Origin of the sequence: Lipingzhangella halophila, from assembly GCF_014203805.1 — a bacterium.
Lineage (GTDB): Bacteria > Actinomycetota > Actinomycetes > Streptosporangiales > Streptosporangiaceae > Lipingzhangella > Lipingzhangella halophila.
In genome coordinates, this window is the sequence record NZ_JACHJT010000001.1 from 20,866 (window position 1) to 39,071 (window position 18,206).

General features: G+C 67.3%; 13 protein-coding genes. 9 read left to right on the forward strand and 4 right to left on the reverse strand.

The window, feature by feature from the left end; all coding sequences use genetic code 11:
* The first annotated feature begins 42 nt into the window (after positions 1-42).
* The 3 genes from sucC (at position 43) to F4561_RS00135 (ending at position 3,518) form a co-directional block, all read left to right on the forward strand.
* Positions 43-1,212 (forward strand): ADP-forming succinate--CoA ligase subunit beta, encoded by a 1,170-nt coding sequence (gene sucC, locus F4561_RS00125; RefSeq protein ID WP_184573495.1) that lies wholly within the window; start codon positions 43-45, stop codon positions 1,210-1,212.
* A gap of 3 nt (positions 1,213-1,215) precedes the next feature.
* Positions 1,216-2,100 carry a succinate--CoA ligase subunit alpha gene (gene sucD / locus F4561_RS00130; protein WP_184573497.1) on the forward strand — a complete coding sequence of 295 codons (885 nt, stop codon included), beginning with the start codon at positions 1,216-1,218 and terminating at the stop codon, positions 2,098-2,100.
* Positions 2,101-2,354: 254 nt separating this feature from the next.
* Positions 2,355-3,518, forward strand: a complete 1,164-nt coding sequence (locus tag F4561_RS00135) for an NAD-dependent formate dehydrogenase (RefSeq protein ID WP_184573499.1) — start codon at positions 2,355-2,357, stop codon at positions 3,516-3,518.
* 63 nt (positions 3,519-3,581) lie between these two features.
* Here F4561_RS00135 and F4561_RS00140 read toward each other — a convergent pair whose 3' ends face one another.
* Genes F4561_RS00140 through F4561_RS00150 form a run of 3 tightly spaced genes read right to left on the reverse strand, consistent with a single transcriptional unit; the run spans position 3,582 to position 7,139 of the window.
* Positions 3,582-4,523, reverse strand: a complete 942-nt coding sequence (locus F4561_RS00140) for a LysR family transcriptional regulator (RefSeq protein WP_184573501.1) — start codon at positions 4,521-4,523, stop codon at positions 3,582-3,584.
* A 36-nt stretch (positions 4,524-4,559) separates the two neighbouring features.
* Positions 4,560-6,101: an aldehyde dehydrogenase family protein gene (locus tag F4561_RS00145; protein ID WP_184573503.1), complete on the reverse strand. Its 1,542-nt coding sequence runs from the start codon at positions 6,099-6,101 to the stop codon at positions 4,560-4,562.
* A gap of 60 nt (positions 6,102-6,161) precedes the next feature.
* Positions 6,162-7,139, reverse strand: a complete 978-nt coding sequence (locus F4561_RS00150; RefSeq protein WP_184573505.1) for a ketopantoate reductase family protein — start codon at positions 7,137-7,139, stop codon at positions 6,162-6,164.
* Positions 7,140-7,512: 373 nt separating this feature from the next.
* On the opposite strand from F4561_RS00150, the gene F4561_RS00155 reads away from it, so the two are divergent.
* From F4561_RS00155 to F4561_RS00180, 6 genes are all read left to right on the forward strand, one after another.
* Positions 7,513-9,243, forward strand: a complete 1,731-nt coding sequence (locus F4561_RS00155) for a thiamine pyrophosphate-binding protein (RefSeq protein WP_184573507.1) — start codon at positions 7,513-7,515, stop codon at positions 9,241-9,243.
* Positions 9,244-9,263: 20 nt separating this feature from the next.
* Positions 9,264-10,493 carry a formyl-CoA transferase gene (gene frc / locus F4561_RS00160; RefSeq protein ID WP_184582956.1) on the forward strand — a complete coding sequence of 410 codons (1,230 nt, stop codon included), beginning with the start codon at positions 9,264-9,266 and terminating at the stop codon, positions 10,491-10,493.
* A 2-nt stretch (positions 10,494-10,495) separates the two neighbouring features.
* Entirely contained in the window at positions 10,496-12,634 is a 2,139-nt protein-coding gene (locus F4561_RS00165) for an acetate--CoA ligase family protein (RefSeq protein ID WP_184573509.1), read from the forward strand.
* Positions 12,635-13,086: 452 nt separating this feature from the next.
* Entirely contained in the window at positions 13,087-14,493 is a 1,407-nt protein-coding gene (locus F4561_RS00170; RefSeq protein ID WP_246437109.1) for an Nramp family divalent metal transporter, read from the forward strand.
* A 74-nt stretch (positions 14,494-14,567) separates the two neighbouring features.
* Complete coding sequence (locus F4561_RS00175; protein WP_246437110.1) at positions 14,568-15,065, forward strand: hypothetical protein; 498 nt, start codon at positions 14,568-14,570, stop codon at positions 15,063-15,065.
* An 82-nt stretch (positions 15,066-15,147) separates the two neighbouring features.
* Positions 15,148-16,203: a TerC/Alx family metal homeostasis membrane protein gene (locus F4561_RS00180; RefSeq protein ID WP_184573525.1), complete on the forward strand. Its 1,056-nt coding sequence runs from the start codon at positions 15,148-15,150 to the stop codon at positions 16,201-16,203.
* Between the two features lie 758 nt (positions 16,204-16,961).
* On the opposite strand, the gene F4561_RS00185 is transcribed toward F4561_RS00180, so the two are convergent.
* Positions 16,962-17,705 (reverse strand): GntR family transcriptional regulator, encoded by a 744-nt coding sequence (locus F4561_RS00185; protein WP_184573526.1) that lies wholly within the window; start codon positions 17,703-17,705, stop codon positions 16,962-16,964.
* Positions 17,706-18,206: the final 501 nt, after the last annotated feature.

An 18,206-nucleotide genomic window follows, 5' to 3' on the forward strand; every position in this document is an offset into this window, starting at 1 on the left:
GAGCCACTGGCGCCCCGAGGAGCGGAGTCAGGAGACGTTCGAGTGGATCTGTACGAGTACCAGGCGAGGGACCTCCTCGCAGCGCACGGGGTTCCGGTTTCGGCGGGCTCCGTGGCCAGCGACGCGGACGAGGCGCGCGATGTCGCCCTGCAACTTGGCGGCACGGCGGTGATCAAGGCCCAGGTCAAGACGGGCGGCCGAGGCAAGGCCGGCGGCGTCAAGCTCGCCGAGGGGGCCGAGGACGCGCGGGAGAAGGCCGAGCGGATTCTCGGAATGGACATCAAGGGACACACGGTCAACCGGGTACTGGTGGCCGAGCCCGCGGAGATCGCCGAGGAGTACTACTTCTCGTTCCTGCTGGACCGGGCCAACCGCACGTTCCTGTGCATCGCCTCGGCCGAGGGAGGCGTGGAGATCGAGGAGGTCGCCAGGTCCACCCCGGAGGCGGTGGCCAAGATCCCGATCGACCCGTTGGACGGCGTGGATCTGGCCACGGCGCGCGAGATAGCGACCCGGGCGAACTACCCCGAGGCGGTGCGCGAGCCCGCCGCCCGCGCCATCGTCCAGCTCTGGGAAGCCTTCGTGGCCGAGGACGCCACGCTGGTCGAGGTGAACCCGCTGGTGCGCGACGGCAAGGATCGGATCATCGCGCTGGACAGCAAGGTCACGCTGGACGGCAACGCCGCGTTCCGGCAGCCGGGGCACGCCGGGCTGGCCGACACCGGGGCCGAGGACCCACTGGAGGCCAAGGCCCGGGCGCACGACCTGAACTACGTCAAGCTCGACGGCGAGGTCGGCGTCATCGGTAACGGTGCCGGGTTGGTGATGTCCACGCTCGATGTGGTGGCCTACGCCGGCGACCGGCACTCCGGGGTCAGGCCCGCGAACTTCCTGGATATCGGGGGCGGCGCCTCGGCCGAGGTCATGGCCGCGGGGTTGGACGTCATCCTCGGCGACCCCGACGTGCGCTCCGTGTTCGTGAACGTCTTCGGCGGGATCACCGCGTGCGACGCGGTGGCCGGCGGCATCGTCTCCGCGCTGGACATGCTCGGAGAGGGCGCGCGCAAGCCGCTGGTCGTGCGGCTGGACGGCAACAATGTGGCCGAGGGGCGGCGGATCCTGGCCACGGCCAACCACCCGCTGGTGACCATGGCCGAAACAATGGACGATGCGGCCGACCGGGCCGCCGAGCTCGCGGCCGCGGGGGTGTGAGTCATGGCAATCTTCTTGAACAGCGACTCCTCGATCATCGTGCAGGGCATGACCGGCTCCGAGGGCGCCAAGCACACGGCGCGGATGCTGGCGGCGGGGTCGAACATCGTGGGCGGCGTCAACGCGCGCAAGGCAGGTCAGACCACCAGCATCGGCGGTCGCGACCTCACCGTCTTCGGCTCGGTCGAAGAGGCGGTAAAGGAGACCGGGGCGGACACCACAGTGCTCTTCGTTCCGCCGCAGGCGACGAAGGCGGCGGTGGTTGAGGCGGTTGATGCGGGGATCGGGCTGGCGGTGGTGATCACCGAGGGGGTCCCGGTGCATGACACGGCGCGGTTCTGGGCGTATGCGAGCGCGAAGGGCAATGTGACGCGCATTGTGGGGCCGAACTGTCCGGGGGTGATCTCGCCGGGGCAGTCGAACGCGGGGATCATTCCGGGGGATATCACCAAGCCGGGGCGGATCGGGTTGGTGTCGAAGTCGGGCACGTTGACGTATCAGATGATGTATGAGTTGCGGGATATCGGGTTCTCCACGTGTGTGGGTATTGGGGGGGATCCGATTATCGGGTCGACGCATATTGATGCGTTGGCGGCGTTCGAGGCGGATCCGGATACCGATGCGATCGTGATGATCGGGGAGATCGGTGGGGATGCTGAGGAGCGTGCGGCGGAGTTCGTCAAGGCGAATGTGACCAAGCCGGTGGTGGGCTACGTGGCCGGGTTCACCGCTCCGGAGGGCAAGACAATGGGCCATGCCGGGGCGATCGTCTCCGGCTCCTCCGGCACCGCCGACGCCAAGCAGCGCGCCCTCGAAACGGCCGGGGTGATGGTCGGCAAGACCCCGAGCGAGGCCGCGCATCTCGTCCGGGCCACGCTGACCGGCTGACCCCTTCGCGTGCCCGGGAGCCCGAGCCGGCGGGCTCCCGGGCACACCAGCTCCGGACGCCGACCATTTCTGACAATTTGTGCGGAATGTCAGTCCTGCCAGAAATCGCGGGTAATGTCGCACCGAACGCGATAACGAAGGCTTATCGCGCGGTCAGGCACGGGACTTTGACTGGCGCGCAAAGAGCGAGAAGGATGGATGGCGAGCCTTTTCGGCTCGAACCCAACCGCCTGACGCGGAATGTGGAGTCGGCCATGTCGAAAATCGTATGCGTGCTCTATGACGATCCAGTCGACGGGTACCCGCCGGCCTACGCCCGAGACGACATCCCCACGGTGCGGCAGTATCCCGATGGGCAGACCACCCCTACCCCGAAGTCGATCGACTTCGACCCGGGTGAGCTCCTCGGGTGTGTCTCCGGCGAGCTCGGGCTGCGCGGCTTCCTGGAGTCGCAGGGACACACCCTGGTGGTCACCTCCGACAAGGACGGGCCCGACTCGGTACTCGACCGCGAGCTCGACGACGCCGATGTGGTGATCTCGCAGCCATTCTGGCCCGCCTACATGACAAGGGAGCGTATCGAGCGGGCCAGGAACCTGAGCCTGATCATTACCGCCGGGATCGGTTCTGACCACACCGATCTGGACGCCGCGATCGACAACGGAATCACCGTCGCCGAGGTCACGTATTCCAACAGCATCAGCGTTTCCGAGCATGTCCTGATGATGATTCTGGCGCTGGTGCGCAACTACCTTCCGGCGCACCAGTGGGTCCTGGACAAGGGCTGGAACATCGCTGACTCCGTGAAGCGCTCCTACGACCTCGAAGGGATGCACGTCGGCACGGTCGGTGCCGGGCGCATCGGAACGGCGGTGCTGCGCCGGCTCAAGCCGTTCGGCGTGCACCTGCACTACACCGATAAGCACCGGCTGCCCGCCGAGGTCGAGCGGGAGCTGGGGCTGACCTTCCACCCCACCCCGCACGAGATGGTGCCGCAGTGCGACGTGGTCACGATCAACGCCCCGCTGCACAAGGAGACCGAGCACCTGTTCGACGATGAGCTCATCGGCACCATGAAGCGCGGCACCTACCTGGTGAACACCGCGCGCGGCAAGATCTGCGACCGGGACGCGGTGGTGCGTGCCCTCGAAAGCGGCCAGCTCGCCGGGTACGCGGGCGACGTCTGGTACCCGCAGCCGGCACCCGCCGACCACCCGTGGCGGACCATGCCGAACCACGGCATGACGCCGCACACGTCCGGGACGACGCTGTCGGCGCAGGCGCGCTACGCCGCGGGCACCCGGGAGATCCTGGAGTGCTGGCTCGAAGGGCGGCCGATCAGGGAGGAGTACCTCATCGTGCAGGGCGGCACGCTAGCCGGAGCCGGCGCGCACGCCTACACCGCGGGCACTCAGTAGCACCGCGATCGCCGCCGGCCCCTGTGCGCTCCCGAGTGGGAGAGCACAGGGGCCGGCTCGTTCTCATCCGGTAGGGGACAATCCGCGAAGCCGCTCGCGTAGGGCGGTGTCGAGCCGGCCGGCCATGTTGACCCGGTCGGCGACCTTCACCAGGGCCCGGCACAGCATGGACTCCGGTTCGTGGTTCGGGACGAGCAGGCCGACACCCTGGGTAACCCGCGGCTCGACCAGCGGGATCACGCGCATGTCCTTCGGCACCTGGAACGCGCCCAGCCACGTGTGCGGCATGACGGTGGCGAACGAACCGTCGTGCACGTGGGTGTAGAGCGCCGAGATCGAGTTCGTCTCCAGCTCCACGCGCGGCCGCGTGTTCACCGACTCGAACGTCTCGTTCAGGAACTGGCGGTTGCGCATGTCGTCGGTCAGCAGGCACAGGCGCATCGCCGCCGCCTCGGCCCAGGTGACCGACTCCTGGTCGGCGGGTATCGAGTCGTGCGACGTCAGGAGGACGTACCGCTCGTGGTACAGCGGGAGCGCCCGGACGCCGCTGCCGACCGGCGCATCCATGTAGCCCACCGCGGCGTCGATGTCGAACTCGGTGAGGGAGCGCCGGATATCGGTCGTTGAGAGGGACAGGAGGGAGAGCCGCACACGCGGGTGCTCGATCTGGAACGGCCGGGTGAGCATGCACAGGGCGGGCAGCGCGGTCGGGATCGCGCCGATGCGCAGCGTTCCGGTCAGCTCGCCCCGCATGGTCTGGAGTTCCTCGGTCAGTGACTGCCGGTCGGCGAGAATCTTGCGCGCCCACGCGACAAGTTTCTCGCCCTCGGCGGTCAGCCCTTCGTAGCGGTTGGCCCGGCGCACGATCTGCGTGTCGAACTCCGCTTCGAGCTTGCGGATACCGGCCGACAGCGCGGGCTGGGAGACGTGGCACGCCTCCGCAGCCCGGCTGAAGTGGCCCTCCCGCGCCAACGCGACGAGATACTCGAGTTGACTGAAGAGCACGTCGACCTCCCCCCTGCCGGGTGCCAGAATCCGGACTCAGGCCGGCGGGTACAAGCTATAGGACGGAAAGTTGCCGTAGAGCCGTTCGCCGGCCGGGCCCTGCGTGACAGCCTTTACCAGCAGTTCCCCGCCGACGAAGGCACCGTGCCATGATGCGCCCTTGCCGCCGAAGACTTCCTCCCGGTCCCCGCGGGAGCGCGGCCGGTTGATGCCCACCTTGAACGCCTGCACGTCCGTGGCCAGGCGTTCCGCCAGCGCCTCGTCGTCGCAGGCCAGCGAGGCCACCAGGGCTCCGTTGCTGGCGTTCATCGCGGCGAGCAGCTCCGCCTCGGTGTCGACGAGCACGATGGAGTCCACCGGTCCGAACGGTTCGGCGTGGTGCAGGGGGGAGGGCGCCGGCGGGTCCAGGATCGAGACGGGAGCGAAGTAGGCGGAGGTCTGCTGCCCCTCGATGAACCGTCCCGCGCTGGTGTCGCCCTGATGCAGCGGCACGCCCCCGCGGGTGATGGCGTCGTCGACCACGTCGCGCAGTTCCTTGGCCTTCGCGTCGTTGATCAGGGGACCGAAGTCGAGCGTGGGCAGCGGGTCGTCCGGTGCCTCCACGGCCAGCGGGTGGCCGAAGGTGATGTCGCGGACGGCCGGCAGGTAGGCGGCGAGGAACTGGTCGAACAGCGACCGCTGCACGACGTAGCGGGGGTAGGCGGTGCAGCGCTGCTTGGCGTAGTCGAACGACTTGCGGATGTGCGCGCCGAGGGTCGGCCAGTCGCTGAACTCCCAGACTCCCCAGCAGTTCAGGCCCTCCTGTTCGAGCATGTGCCGCTTGCCCGATCCGAGCACGCTCGCCGCAACGGTGCTTCCGGCACCCCGGCCGCCCACGAACGACACGCAGCCGAGCTCCGGCGCGTTCACCAGGGCCGGCGAGAGCTCGGAGCCGCTGCCGCTGATCAGGGACAGGGGGAGCCCGTGCCGCGCCGTGATGGCGGTCGCCAGGGTCAGGCAGCTCACGCCGCCGTCGGTGGGGGCCTTGGCGATGACCGCGTTTCCGGCCAGCGCCTGCACCAGCATGGCGTGCATCAGCACGCTCATCGGGTAGTTCCAGCTCGCGATGTTGCTCACCGGGCCGTCGAGCGCGTCCCGGCCGTCGATCATCGACTCGATGCCGTCCGCGTACCAGCGGACGCCGTCCAGGCAGCGGTCGACGTCCGCGGTCGCGGCCTTCCACGGCTTGCCGATCTCCCAGACCAGCAGCAGCGAGAGCAGGTCGCGGTGTTCGGCCAGCTCGTCCAGGGCCGAGATCACCCGGGCCCGGCGTTCGGCGACCGGAGTGGTGGCCCAGGCGCGCTGCTGGTCGGCACTGGACCGCACCGCCCGTTCGGCCGTGGCGCCGTTGACCCGCGGCGGGCCAGCGATCGTGGTGCCGTCGACGGGGGACGTGGCGGTGCCGGCCGCGCCGTCGCGCGACCACTCGCCGTTCCAGTAGTTCAGCAGCCTGTCGTCGTGGAAGGCCTCAGGTGCGGAACGCTGGCAGCGGCCGTAGAGGGCCGACCATTCCGTACCCGGTTTGATGGCTAGGGGCATCCGATAAAACCTCCAACTCGGCGGCGTCGCGCCATAGGGGACGCCGCTCGGGTGCGCCTGTCAGGCAGAGGGGTCGATCCCCGCGTTGAGGAGATCCGCGAGCGCGTTGACCGCGCGGAGCACCGGGATCTCGGTCCTGGTGAGATCCGCGAGCTCGACGACGGCGCCCAGAATCGCGTCCAGTTCGAGGGGTTTGCCCTTCTCCAGGTCCTGCAGTGTCGAGGTTTTGTGGTCGCCGGCCCGTTCCGCGCCGTTGAGCCGGCGCTCGATGGAGATCTGCGGGTGCACGTCGAGGCTTTCCGCCACCGCGAGCGTCTCGCGCATCATGTCCACCACCAGCTCCCGGGTCGCCGTGTTCTGGCAGATCCCGAGCATCGTCGCCCGGGTGAGCGCGCTGATCGGATTGAACGCGATGTTGCCCATGAGCTTGACCCAGATGTCGTGCCGCAGGTCGGGTTCGACCGGGCATTTCAGCCCGCCGGCGACCATGGCGTCCGCGAACTCCATGCAGCGGTCGGACTGTGAGCCGTCGGGCTCTCCGATCGAGAGCCGGGTGCCCTCCAGGTGCTGGATCTGCCCGGGAGCGGAAATCTCGGTGGCCGCGTAGACGACGCAGCCGATCGCGCGCCACGTGGGGAGCGCGGCACTGACCGAGCCCCCGGGGTCGACAGTCTCTAGGCGGTGCCCCTGGAACTCGCTGGGGACACCGTGGAAATACCACCACGGGATGCCGTTCTGCGCGGCGATGATCGTGGTGCTCTCGTGCAGCATCGGCTGGACCATGGGGCCCGCCGAGGCGTACTGGTTGGCCTTGAGCCCTAGGAAGATGTGGTCCACCGGCCCGACCTCCTCGGGACGGTCGGTGGCATGCGGGTGGGCGACGAAGTCGCCGCGCGGGCTGTGCACCTGCACTCCGGATCGGCGGATCGCCTCGAGGTGGGGGCCGCGGGCGATGAGATGCACCTCGACCCCCGCGCGCTGTAGGCAGGCACCCACGTATGCGCCGATGGCGCCGGCGCCAAGAACAGCAACTCTCACGATGTCTCCGTTCTTGCGTTGATGTTGTATTCAGTATACAGTATGAACTCGTTTGGTCAACGGGGCGACAAGCGCGAACCGGGAAGTGATGCGTCGTGGACGCGAGAACAGCCACAGCGTCGAGCGGGCGTCGAATGGCGGTCGGTGGCCCAGCCACCCACCCGGTTTCTCAAGCGGGAGCGCACATCGCGTGCCCGTGGCGGGCGCTGACGCGGGCTCAGCGAAGCCGGTCGGCGGGTGTGAGCGCGGGCCGCCCCCAGGTCGCCGCATGGGACCTCTGGACAACCGGACAGATCCGGGGTCAGTATTAGTCCATATGGTATGCAGTATGCGGTAGCCGCTCGACGGTAGACGTGAGGAGTTGACGACACAAATGGCGCAGGCCAGCACTACGCCCGACAGCGCCCCCCAGTCCGGTACGGAGGAGCACGGCGAACCCGGGCTCATCTCCGGTGGACACCTGGTGGCCAAGGCGTTGAAGGCAGAAGGCGTGGAGGTGATCTACACGCTCTGCGGCGGACACATCATCGACATCTACGATGGATGTGTCGATGAGGGCATTGACGTCATCGACGTTCGGCACGAGCAGGTCGCCGCGCACGCAGCGGACGGATACGCCCGGATCACCGGACGCCCCGGCTGCGCGGTGGTCACCGCGGGCCCGGGGACAACCGACGCCGTGACGGGCGTGGCCAACGCGTTCCGCGCGGAGAGCCCCATGCTGCTCATCGGTGGCCAGGGCTCACTCAGCCAGCACAAGATGGGGTCGCTGCAGGACCTGCCGCACGTCGACATGATGACCCCGATCACCAAGTTCGCCGCGAGCGTCCCGGCCACCGAGCGCGTGGCCGACATCGTGTCGATGGCGTTCCGTGAGGCGCACCACGGCTCGCCCGGACCGGCGTACCTGGAGATCCCGCGGGACATCCTGGACGCGAAGGTTCCGATCGAAAATGCCCGGATCCCCGAGGCCGGGCACTACCGGGCCTCCACGCACAGCGCCGGCGACCCGGAGTCCGTCGAGAAACTGGCCGACCTTGTCGCCAAGGCCGAGAAGCCGTGCATCCTGCTCGGCAACCAGATCTGGACGTGCCGGGCCACCGACACCGCGATCGAGTTCGTACGCCAGCTCGACGTCCCGGCGTTCATGAACGGCTCCGGCCGCGGCACGCTCCCCCCGGGCGACCCGCACCACCTGCAGTTGTCCCGCCGGTACGCGTTCCAGAACGCCGACCTGATCATCGTGGTCGGCACCCCGTTCGACTTCCGGATGGGCTACGGCAAGCGCCTCTCCAAAGACGCCACGGTGGTCCAGATCGATCTGGATTACCGCACCGTGGGCAAGAACCGCGACATCGATCTGGGCATCGTCGGGGACGCGGGCCGGATCCTTTCCGCTGTCACCGAGATGAACTCCGGAAAGCCGCTCGCCAACCCGGCCCAGCGGAAGTCGTGGCTGGAGGAGCTGCGCGCCGTCGAGGACGAGGCCTACCAGAAGCGGCTGCCCCGCCAACTCTCCGAGTCCTCGCCGATCGACCCGTACCGCCTGGTGCACGAGATCAACGAGTTCCTCACCGAGGATTCGATCTACATCGGGGACGGCGGCGACATCGTCACGTTCTCCGGGCAGGTTGTACAGCCCAAGGCACCGGGCCACTGGATGGACCCGGGCCCGCTCGGCACCCTCGGTGTGGGGGTCCCGTTCGTCATGGCGGCCAAACAGGCGATGCCGCACAAGGAGGTCGTCTGCCTCTTCGGTGACGGCGCCTTCAGCCTCACCGGCTGGGACTTCGAGACGCTGGTCCGGTTCGACATGCCGTTCGTCGGCATCGTCGGCAACAACTCGTCGATGAACCAGATCCGGTACGGCCAGATCGAGAAGTACGGCGCCGACCGCGGGCGGGTCGGCAACACGCTCGGCAACGTGCCGTTCGGCGAGTTCGCCAGGATGCTCGGCGGCTACGGCGAGGACGTCTCCGAGCCTTCGGAGATCCGCCCCGCCCTGGAGCGCGCCCGCGCATCCGGCAAGCCGTCCCTGATCAACGTCTGGGTGGACCCGGAGGTATACGCCCCCGGGACCATGAACCAGACCATGTACAAGTGACTGCTCAGGGAGTGGACACCATGGGTAAGGCGCTCGAAGGCGTTCGCGTTCTCGACATGACACACGTGCAGTCCGGGCCGTCGTGCACGCAGATTCTGGCGTGGCTCGGTGCGGACGTGGTCAAGATCGAGTCGGTCACCGGGGACATCACCCGCGGCCAGCTCCGGGATCTCCCGGACGCGGACAGCCTCTACTTCACGATGCTGAACAGCAATAAGCGCAGCATCACGCTGAACATGAAGAGTGAACGGGGCAAGGAACTGTTCACCGAGATGCTCGGCCGGTTCGACATTCTCGTCGAGAACTTCGGCCCCGGCGCGGTCGATCGCATGGGCTTCACCTGGGAGCGCCTGCAGGAGATCAACCCGGGACTGATCTACGCCTCGATCAAGGGGTTCGGCGAGGGGCCCTACGAGCACTTCAAGGCCTACGAGGTCGTCGCGCAGGCCATGGGCGGCTCGATGAGCACCACCGGTTTCGAGGACGGGCCGCCGCTGGCCACCGGCGCGCAGATCGGCGACTCCGGTACCGGCATCCACACGGTCGCCGGCATCCTCGCCGCGCTGTACCAGCGCGAGCACACCGGCATCGGGCAGCGGGTCACCGTGGCGATGCAGCACTCGGTGCTCAACCTGTGCCGGGTGAAGCTGCGCGACCAGCAGCGCCTCGCGCACGGGCCGCTGCGTGAGTACCCCAACGACGAGTTCGGCGACGAGGTGCCGCGCTCGGGCAACGCGTCCGGTGGCGGCCAGCCGGGCTGGGCGGTGCGGTGCGCGCCCGGCGGACCCAACGACTACGTCTACGTGATCGTGCAACCCGTGGGCTGGGGGCCGATCGCCAAGCTCATCGGCCGCCCGGAGCTGGCCGACGACCCGGAGTGGAGCACCCCCGAGGCCCGGCTGCCCAAGCTGGACAAGATGTTCCAGCTCATCGAGGAATGGTCGATCAACCACGAGAAGTGGGACGTGCTCGCGAAACTCAACGAGCACAACATCCCGTGCGGCCCGATCCTCTCCACGAAGGAGCTGATCGAGGACGAGTCCCTCGCGGCGAACGAGGCGATCGTGGAGGTCGACCATCCGGATCGGGGCACCTTCTCGACGGTCGGCTGCCCGATCAAACTCTCCGACTCGGCGGTTGATGTCGAGCGTTCGCCGCTGCTCGGCGAACACAACCAGGACGTGTACACCGGCGAGTTGGGCGTTGCGGCCGACGAGCTCGCCGAGCTCAAAGCGAACGGGGTGATCTGAGCATGACCGCGGGAAATTCCAGCAAGGCGGCCGTCCGCGAAGTGCTGGACAAGGCGCTCGCCGAAGGTCGGCAGGCGCTGACGGGCCCCGAGGGCAAGCAAGTCTGCGACGCCTACGGCATCCCCGCGCCGGCTGAAGGGCTGGCGACCAGTGTCGACGACGTCGCGACCCTGGTCCGGGAGATCGGTACACCGGTGGCGATGAAGATCGTCTCGCCGGACATCCTGCACAAGACCGAGGCGGGCGGCGTCATCGTTGGCGTTGACAGCGAGGCCGCCGCCAAGGACGCCTACGAGACGATCGTCGGCAACGCGCGCAAGTACGACGCGTCGGCGGCGATCACCGGTGTCCAGGTGCAGCAGATGGTCAGCGGCGGCCATGAGGTCATCATCGGCGCGGTCACCGACCCGACCTTCGGCAAGGTGGTCGCGTTCGGGCTCGGCGGGGTTCTCGTCGAGGTGCTCAAGGACGTCACCTTCCGGATGGCCCCGCTGGACCACAACGAGGCCAAGTCGATGGTGGACGGCATCAAGGCGGCCGAGGTCCTCCAGGGGGCACGCGGCGCCGAGCCGGCCGACCGGGAAGCCCTCGCCGACGTCATCCAGCGGGTGTCCGCGCTCGTGACGGATTTCCCCGAGATCGGCGAGTTCGACCTGAACCCGGTGTTCGCCTCCGCCGACGGGGCGCGCGCGGCCGACATCCGGATCCTGCTCGACAGCGAGGGGGCCACCGAACGCGAGCGGCCGTCCGAGGAGGAGATCCTCGGGGTCATGCAGCGGATGATGAACCCCCGGTCGGTCGCCGTGGTCGGTGCCTCCTCGGAGGAGGGCAAGATCGGCAACTCGGTGATGAAGAACCTGCACAACGGCGGGTACGCGGGCGAGATCTACCCGATCAACCCCAAGGCCACCGAGATTCTGGGCTACCAGGCCTACTCCTCGATCAGCGACGTGCCGGGCGACATCGACGTCGCGGTGTTCACCGTGCCCGCCAAGTTCGTAGCCCCCGCCATCGCCGAGTGCGGAGCCAAGGGCGTGGCCACCGCGGTGCTTATCCCGTCCGGGTTCGCCGAGACCGGCAACGTTGAGCTGCAGGAGGAGGTGGTCGAGACCGCCAAGCAGCACGGGGTCCGGCTGCTCGGGCCGAACATCTACGGCTACTACTACACGCCGCAGAACCTGTGCGCCACGTTCTGCACCCCCTACGACGTGCGCGGCGGGGTCGCGCTGACGTCGCAGAGCGGTGGCATCGGGATGGCGATCCTCGGCTACAGCCGCACCACCAAGATGGGTGTCTCGGCGATCGTGGGACTCGGCAACAAGTCCGACATCGACGAGGACGACCTGCTGACGTACTTCGAGCAGGACGACAACACCCAGGCCGTCGCGATGCACCTGGAGGACCTCAAGGACGGCAAGGCGTTCGTCGAGACCGCGAAGCGCATGACCAAGAAGAAGCCGGTCGTTGTGCTCAAGGCCGGCCGAACCGACCTGGGTGCGCGGGCCGCCAGCTCGCACACCGGGGCACTGGCCGGTGACGACAAGGTCTACGACGACGTCCTGCGGCAGGCGGGTGTCATCCGGGCGCCCGGGCTGAGCGACATGCTGGACTACGCTCGCGGGCTCCCCCTTCTGCCGACGCCGAAGGGCGAGAACGTCGTGATCATCACCGGCGCGGGCGGATCCGGCGTGCTGCTCTCCGACGCGTGCGTCGAGGCGGGGCTGTCGCTGATGGACATCCCGGCCGACCTCGACACCGAGTTCCGCAAGCACATCCCACCGTTCGGCGCGGCGGGCAATCCCGTCGACATCACCGGTGGCGAGCCTCCCTCGACCTATGAGGCCACGATCCGGCTGGGCCTGGAGGACCCGCGCATCCACGCGCTGATCCTGGGGTACTGGCATACGATCGTCACGCCACCGATGGTGTTTGCCGAGGTTACAGCGCGGGTGGTGAACGAGGCCCGCGCCAAGGGCATCGACAAGCCGGTGGTGGCGTCGCTCGCTGGTGACACGGAGGTGGAGCAGGCGAGCGACTACCTGTTCGAGAACCGCATCGTCGCGTACCCCTACACCACGGAGCGCCCGGTCGCGGTGCTCGGGGCGAAGTACCGCTGGGCCCGGTCCGCCGGCCTGCTCTAGTCGGCCGGCTCAGCCACGGGCGAGCCCAGTAGGTACGGCGAAGGATGCCGCAGCACAGGTCCCGGCGGTCTTACCGCCATGAGACGGCCGGGACCCGAGCCGTAGCAACCGCACCGCCAGCGGGAGCCACGGCGAGGACCACAGTGGACCGCAGAGCCGAAACGGCCCGGAGAACAAGGAGGTGAGGCGCAGACAGTCCAGGGGGCGATGGGGGCCAGCCAGCTCACATCCGCACACCCAGCCAGGGAGCTCCAGTTATGGACCCATCTGAAACCAACACCGGCGGTGCGCCGAGTCAGGGCCCACGCTCCGAGAGCGAGCCAGCGCCGGTACCGCCACCCACTCCATCTCCCGAATCCGCCTCGGCGGACGGCGGTGTTACGGGGACGCCTCCCACGCGGGATGCGGGCGTCACGGAAGAGCGCTACTGGCACGCCGGCAAGCTCGATCCGATGCCCATCCGCAAGATGCCCAAGGCGCCGCCGTCGATCCACCTCCTGGGGCCGACCATGTTCCTGGTCGCGCTCGGCGTGGGGATGGGCGAGTCCTACATGTGGCCGCGTCTCGTCCTGCTCTTCGGGCCGGAGATTCGCTGGCTCTTCCTGGTCGGCGTCAGCCTGCAGGCCGTGGTCATGCTGGAGATGTCGCGCTATGTCATGGCGACCGGCGAGAGCATCTTCATGGGCGCGGCACGCGTGTTCAAACCGGCCATGTGGTTCTTCTTCATCACGGCCATGTTGGTCTATATCTGGCCGGGCCATCTCTCAGCGGGAGCCGCGGCGTTCGAGAACGTCACGGGCATCCCGTGGCAGGGAACGGCGATCACCGGGATGATCCTGGTCGGTGTGGTCTTCACGCTGGCCAAGGTGATCTACAACCTTCTGGAGAACGTGCTCTCGCTGCTGATCGGCGTTCTTGTCGTCGGCACCTCGATAGTCGCCGCTATTGTCGGCAGCTTCGCGGACGTCCTCACCACGATCACGGGCATGTTCGCCTTCGGCTACATGCCCGACGAAGCGCTGACGGCGGCGTGGTTCCCCGTCATCGTCGGCTCGATCGCGTTCGCGGGCCCCTCCGGTATGCAGCAGATGTGGTACACCCTGCACCTGCGGGACAAGCAGGCCGGCATGGGCGCGCACATCCCGCAGATCCGCGGTCTGGTCAACGCCGGCGAGCAGGAGACCATGCCGTCGCGGGGCTTCATGTTCGACACCGAGGACCCCGAGGAGATGGAGAAGTGGAAGGGGTGGCGCAAATGGGTCACCTTCGACGCCATCGTCCTCTTCTGGGGCATCACGATGCTGGTGACCATCTCGTTCACCGTCATCGCGCAGGCCTCCGTGCGGATCGATTCCAACGTCGCCAATGTCATCCGCGAGGGCGAGCAGGACGCGGCGCTGCAGGCCATGGCCGGCGCGTTCGCCGCGGCGGGAAGCCCGCTCCTCGGAACGGTCTTCTTCCTGTTCATCGCGCTGATCGGCCTGAACGCCACCCTGGGCCTGTTCGACTCGTTCTCGCGCGGCCAGGCGGACATGACGTACTACTTCGTTCCTGGTGCCCAGCGGTTCAGCCTCTCGAAGCTGTACGCGATGTTCCTGTGGGGCGTCATCGCCTTCGGCATCCTGATCCTGCTGTTCGGGCCGGCTGACGGTCCGGCGGGGATCCTGGATACCCTGGCGTTCCTGTCCACCTTCGCCATGGGTGCCTACTGCATCGTGCTGTTGCTGGTGAACAACCTGATGCTGCCAAAGAAGATCCGGCCGGGGATCGTGTCGAACGCCATCATCGCGTTCGGTGCGGTGTTCTACCTCGGCGCCCTGCTCTACTCGCTGTTCGCGTTCGGAGTTGTGGTGAGCTAATGGGCAAATCACCGAAATCTTCCGCTCCACCACCGCTCACGCCGTTAGGTCTGGTCGAGCTCGCCGTGCCGGGCATGGCGATCGGGGTGATCTGCGGCCTGTTCGCGGCGTTGATATCAACTATGGGCGGACTGTCGCTGGGGTACCAGACGACCTCCGCGGTGGCTATGGGCGTGCCTATGGCCATCGCGGGGGGCGGCTACTGCGTCCTCCTTGCCCTTGGCTGGTTCCAGATCGGGACCGTCGGGCCCATGGCGGCCTACTGGGCGGTCTGCTTCCCGCTCGCGCGGCTGATCCACGAGGTCGCGATGGCGACTACGTTCGACTACGACACGATCCTGCGGGAACCCCTGTGGTCGTTCCTGCTTTTCCAGGCGATGCTGAGCGTCGGTTTCGCGATCGGCTTCCTCTGGTTGCACGAGCGACTCATGCCGCGGTGGCTCCTGCGTATTGAGGTACACAACCCGTTCGCGACCGCGCTACTCGACCGCTATTCGGCGCACGCGAACACCATGCTGCGACGTAAGGAGGAGAGGACGGCGAACAAGGAAAAGCCGTCCTCCCGCAGCTGACTGACTGATCACGTTCGTGTGCCCGGGCAGAATCTGGCCCGGGCACCAGCCAACCTGCGCAAAAGCCCTAGGAGAACCGCGCATGGATGTCCAACCCTGGGTGTGGATAACGACGTTGGTCGTTCTGATCTCCGTGATCGCGATCGACTTCTTCATCGTTATCCGTAACCCTCGCGCACCATCGATGCGTGAAGCGACGCTCTGGGTTTCCCTGTACGTGTCGCTCGCGGTCGTTTTCGGTATCGGTATGGGTTTCACAGCCGGGGCGGATCAGAGCCTCGATTTCTTCACCGGCTGGATCGTCGAGTACTCGCTGAGTGTCGATAACCTGTTCATTTTTATCCTGATTCTGGGCACCGGATTCGCGGTTCCCCCACGGCATCGCCAGCGCGTGCTGCTGATCGGCATCGCGCTTGCGCTGCTCTTCCGCGGTATCTTCATCGCGCTCGGCGCGGCCGCGGTCGAGGCGTTCGCCGGTGTCTTCTACCTCTTCGGTGCGATCCTGCTGTACACGGCCTGGAAACTGATCACCGCCCAAGAGGAAGAGGAGGAGGAGTACAAAGAGAACGTCGCTGTGCGCACGGTGCGGCGGGTGCTTCCGACCACCGACAGCTATCACGAGGCGAAGCTCACGGTGCGGTTGGCGGACGGCAAGCGGTACGTCACCCCGATGCTGCTCGTCATGGTCGCGATCGGGCTGACGGATATCGTCTTCGCTCTTGACTCGATCCCGGCGATCTTCGGGATCACCCAGGAGCCCTACATCGTGTTCACCGCCAACGCGTTCGCGCTCATGGGACTACGCCAGCTCTACTTCCTCATCGGCGGCCTCCTGGACAAGCTCATCTACCTGAGCAAGGGGCTTGCCGTAGTCCTCGGTTTCATCGGCGTCAAACTCGTGCTGCACGCCGTGCACGAGACCACCAGTGTGCCCGTGCCGGAGATTCCGACTCTGGTCTCCCTCGTGGTGATCCTCGTGACCCTCACCATCACCGCGGTTGCCAGCCTGGCCAAGACCGGGCTGGGCAAGAGCGAAGCGGGCAAGAGCGCGGAACCCCCGCGGCAGGAGGCAGCGCCCTCGGACTCCTCGGGCGGGGACGACGACCTCGACGCCGCTGGAACGAACGTCCACGACTAGGGGACCCCGCCTGGCCGGGCCCTGGCCCGGCCAGCCGGCGAGGGGGAGCTGGCGGACGATCGTCCCAGGCTCCCCTCTTGTTACCGCGAGATCAACGGAATACTGTAGACAAAACCCGACGGAGGGCGAGGAGCGATGCGAACGACGGACGACTCTCTCAGCCCGCGGCCGCCCCCGCGCGCGATACCGCGGGGCGCAGCGTGCCAGCGGTGCGTGGGACCGGCGCCGTCGTGCGGAGCCCGCAACCGGGATGTGCGGGCTCCGGAAGTGGGGCCGGCGCACATAGCTGGCCGTGCTCTCTCGCGCCGGAAGGCCGAATGCAATTCCATGGGGAAGGGGAAAGCATGCGGGGTTCGGGGATCAGTACACGCCCGCTCTTGTTGCGATCCCATATCGCATGCGTGTCCAATGTTTACACTCGGTCAACGATATACCGCGGAACGCCTATTAGGTAAATCCGAGAATGCTCGCGGGTTACCCATGTACGCGTAGCAGACGTTCGGGTATTCTATGGCGTGATAAGAGCCCGCCATTGGGTTAGCCGAGTTTTCAAACGTCCGTACCCCTCGGCGACAACCATCTGGGACTGGCGTTGTGAGCGCCGGTGGCGGAGTCCAGTCTGGTTGTGCCGAGGAATGGCACGGGCGCCGGATCGGCCAGTGCTATCGCCCCCAGCGCTGGCCGATCTGGTATTTCCCCCGGTTGGTCAACCAGTCTAACCGGGGATGAATGCGCGTAGTTATCGGGGGTCTGTGCGCCTAGTCACGCGGAGCTGTTCTCCTTCGCCGCCGCATCGGCACCGCCGGTGCTTCGTCCTTCGGATTGGCCTGGAGCTGCTCCAGGTAGGACTGGCGGGTCCGGTTGGTGTGCTCGCGCATGATCGTGGAGGCCAGCTCGCTGTCGCCGCGCTCGATCGCGTCGATCAGCCGGCGGTGCTCCCGCCAGGAGTCCATGCCCCGTTGCCGGGCGATGGGCGTGTAGTACCAGCGCACGCGTCGATCGACCTGGCTGACGAAGTCGAGCAGGACCTTGTTGTCGGACAACTCGGTGACGTACCGGTGCAGCTCGGCATTCGCGGCGACGATGCGGTCGATGTCGTCGGCGGCGATCGCCGCCTCACCCTCGTCGCACAGCTCGTTCAGCCGCGCGATTCCGTCGGCGTCGGCGAGCTGCGCGGCCAGCCGGGCGGACTCGCCCTCCAGGACGCTGCGCACAGCGAGCAACTGGTCGACTTCCTGGTTGGTCGGCGCGTGCACGAACGCCCCGTACCCGGGACGCAGGTCGACCCAGCCGTCGGAGTTCAGGAGCTGCAGCGCCTCGCGGACCGGCTGCCGGGAAACACCGAGGGTCTCGGCGAGCTCGCTCTCCACGAGGTGCTGCCCGGGCGCGAGGTTGCCCGAGATAATCAGCTCCTGCATGGCCTCGTAGACGCGCTCTCGAAGTGGTACCGGTCGATCGATCCGGCGTCCCAGCATGTCCTGGGCCAACTCGGTCGACTGCATGGTGGGCTCCAAAGTTCGGGGGCGCTGTCCCCGACGCCAGATTCAGCGGTTAGCGCGCGCCGACAGTGACCGTCGACTGCCTACAGCATACAACAACCAGGATGTCGCTTCCTTGTGAGTCCGGTCACCTCGCGGTGCGGCCGGGCTCCATTGGGAAGAGTAACTGCGGCATCCCCGATAATTCTCGGCTGCGCAATTCGGGCATCGGCCGGAATCGGCCGGGTGGGGCCCTGAACCGGCCGCCGCCGCGGAACTCGGGTTCCCACGCAGGGCAAACAATGCCGTTCACGGTCAAGCATATCCGATCGTTGCCGAAAACCGGATTTACCCGCGGCCCTCTTTCGCTTTAACGGCTCTGGACAAGAGAGGGAAGCCGCGAATTCGGTGCAATTCACGAAGTTCTGGAGCGGGCTCGATCCGGTGTGCCGGGCGGTGCCGCGGGTAGCCGGGAACGCATCAGCGGGCCACGCACAGCGGCCTTGACTTGGAGCGCGCTCCAGG

Coding starts and splice junctions, on each gene's coding strand:
- sucD (WP_184573497.1), top strand. CDS start 1,216: ATGGCAATCTTCTTGAACAGCGACTCCTCGATCATCGTGCAGGGCATG.
- F4561_RS00135 (WP_184573499.1), top strand. CDS start 2,355: ATGTCGAAAATCGTATGCGTGCTCTATGACGATCCAGTCGACGGGTAC.
- F4561_RS00145 (WP_184573503.1), bottom strand. CDS start 6,101: ATGCCCCTAGCCATCAAACCGGGTACGGAATGGTCGGCCCTCTACGGC.
- F4561_RS00155 (WP_184573507.1), top strand. CDS start 7,513: ATGGCGCAGGCCAGCACTACGCCCGACAGCGCCCCCCAGTCCGGTACG.
- frc (WP_184582956.1), top strand. CDS start 9,264: ATGGGTAAGGCGCTCGAAGGCGTTCGCGTTCTCGACATGACACACGTG.
- F4561_RS00165 (WP_184573509.1), top strand. CDS start 10,496: ATGACCGCGGGAAATTCCAGCAAGGCGGCCGTCCGCGAAGTGCTGGAC.
- F4561_RS00170 (WP_246437109.1), top strand. CDS start 13,087: ATGCCCATCCGCAAGATGCCCAAGGCGCCGCCGTCGATCCACCTCCTG.
- F4561_RS00175 (WP_246437110.1), top strand. CDS start 14,568: ATGGCGATCGGGGTGATCTGCGGCCTGTTCGCGGCGTTGATATCAACT.
- F4561_RS00180 (WP_184573525.1), top strand. CDS start 15,148: ATGGATGTCCAACCCTGGGTGTGGATAACGACGTTGGTCGTTCTGATC.
- F4561_RS00185 (WP_184573526.1), bottom strand. CDS start 17,705: ATGCAGTCGACCGAGTTGGCCCAGGACATGCTGGGACGCCGGATCGAT.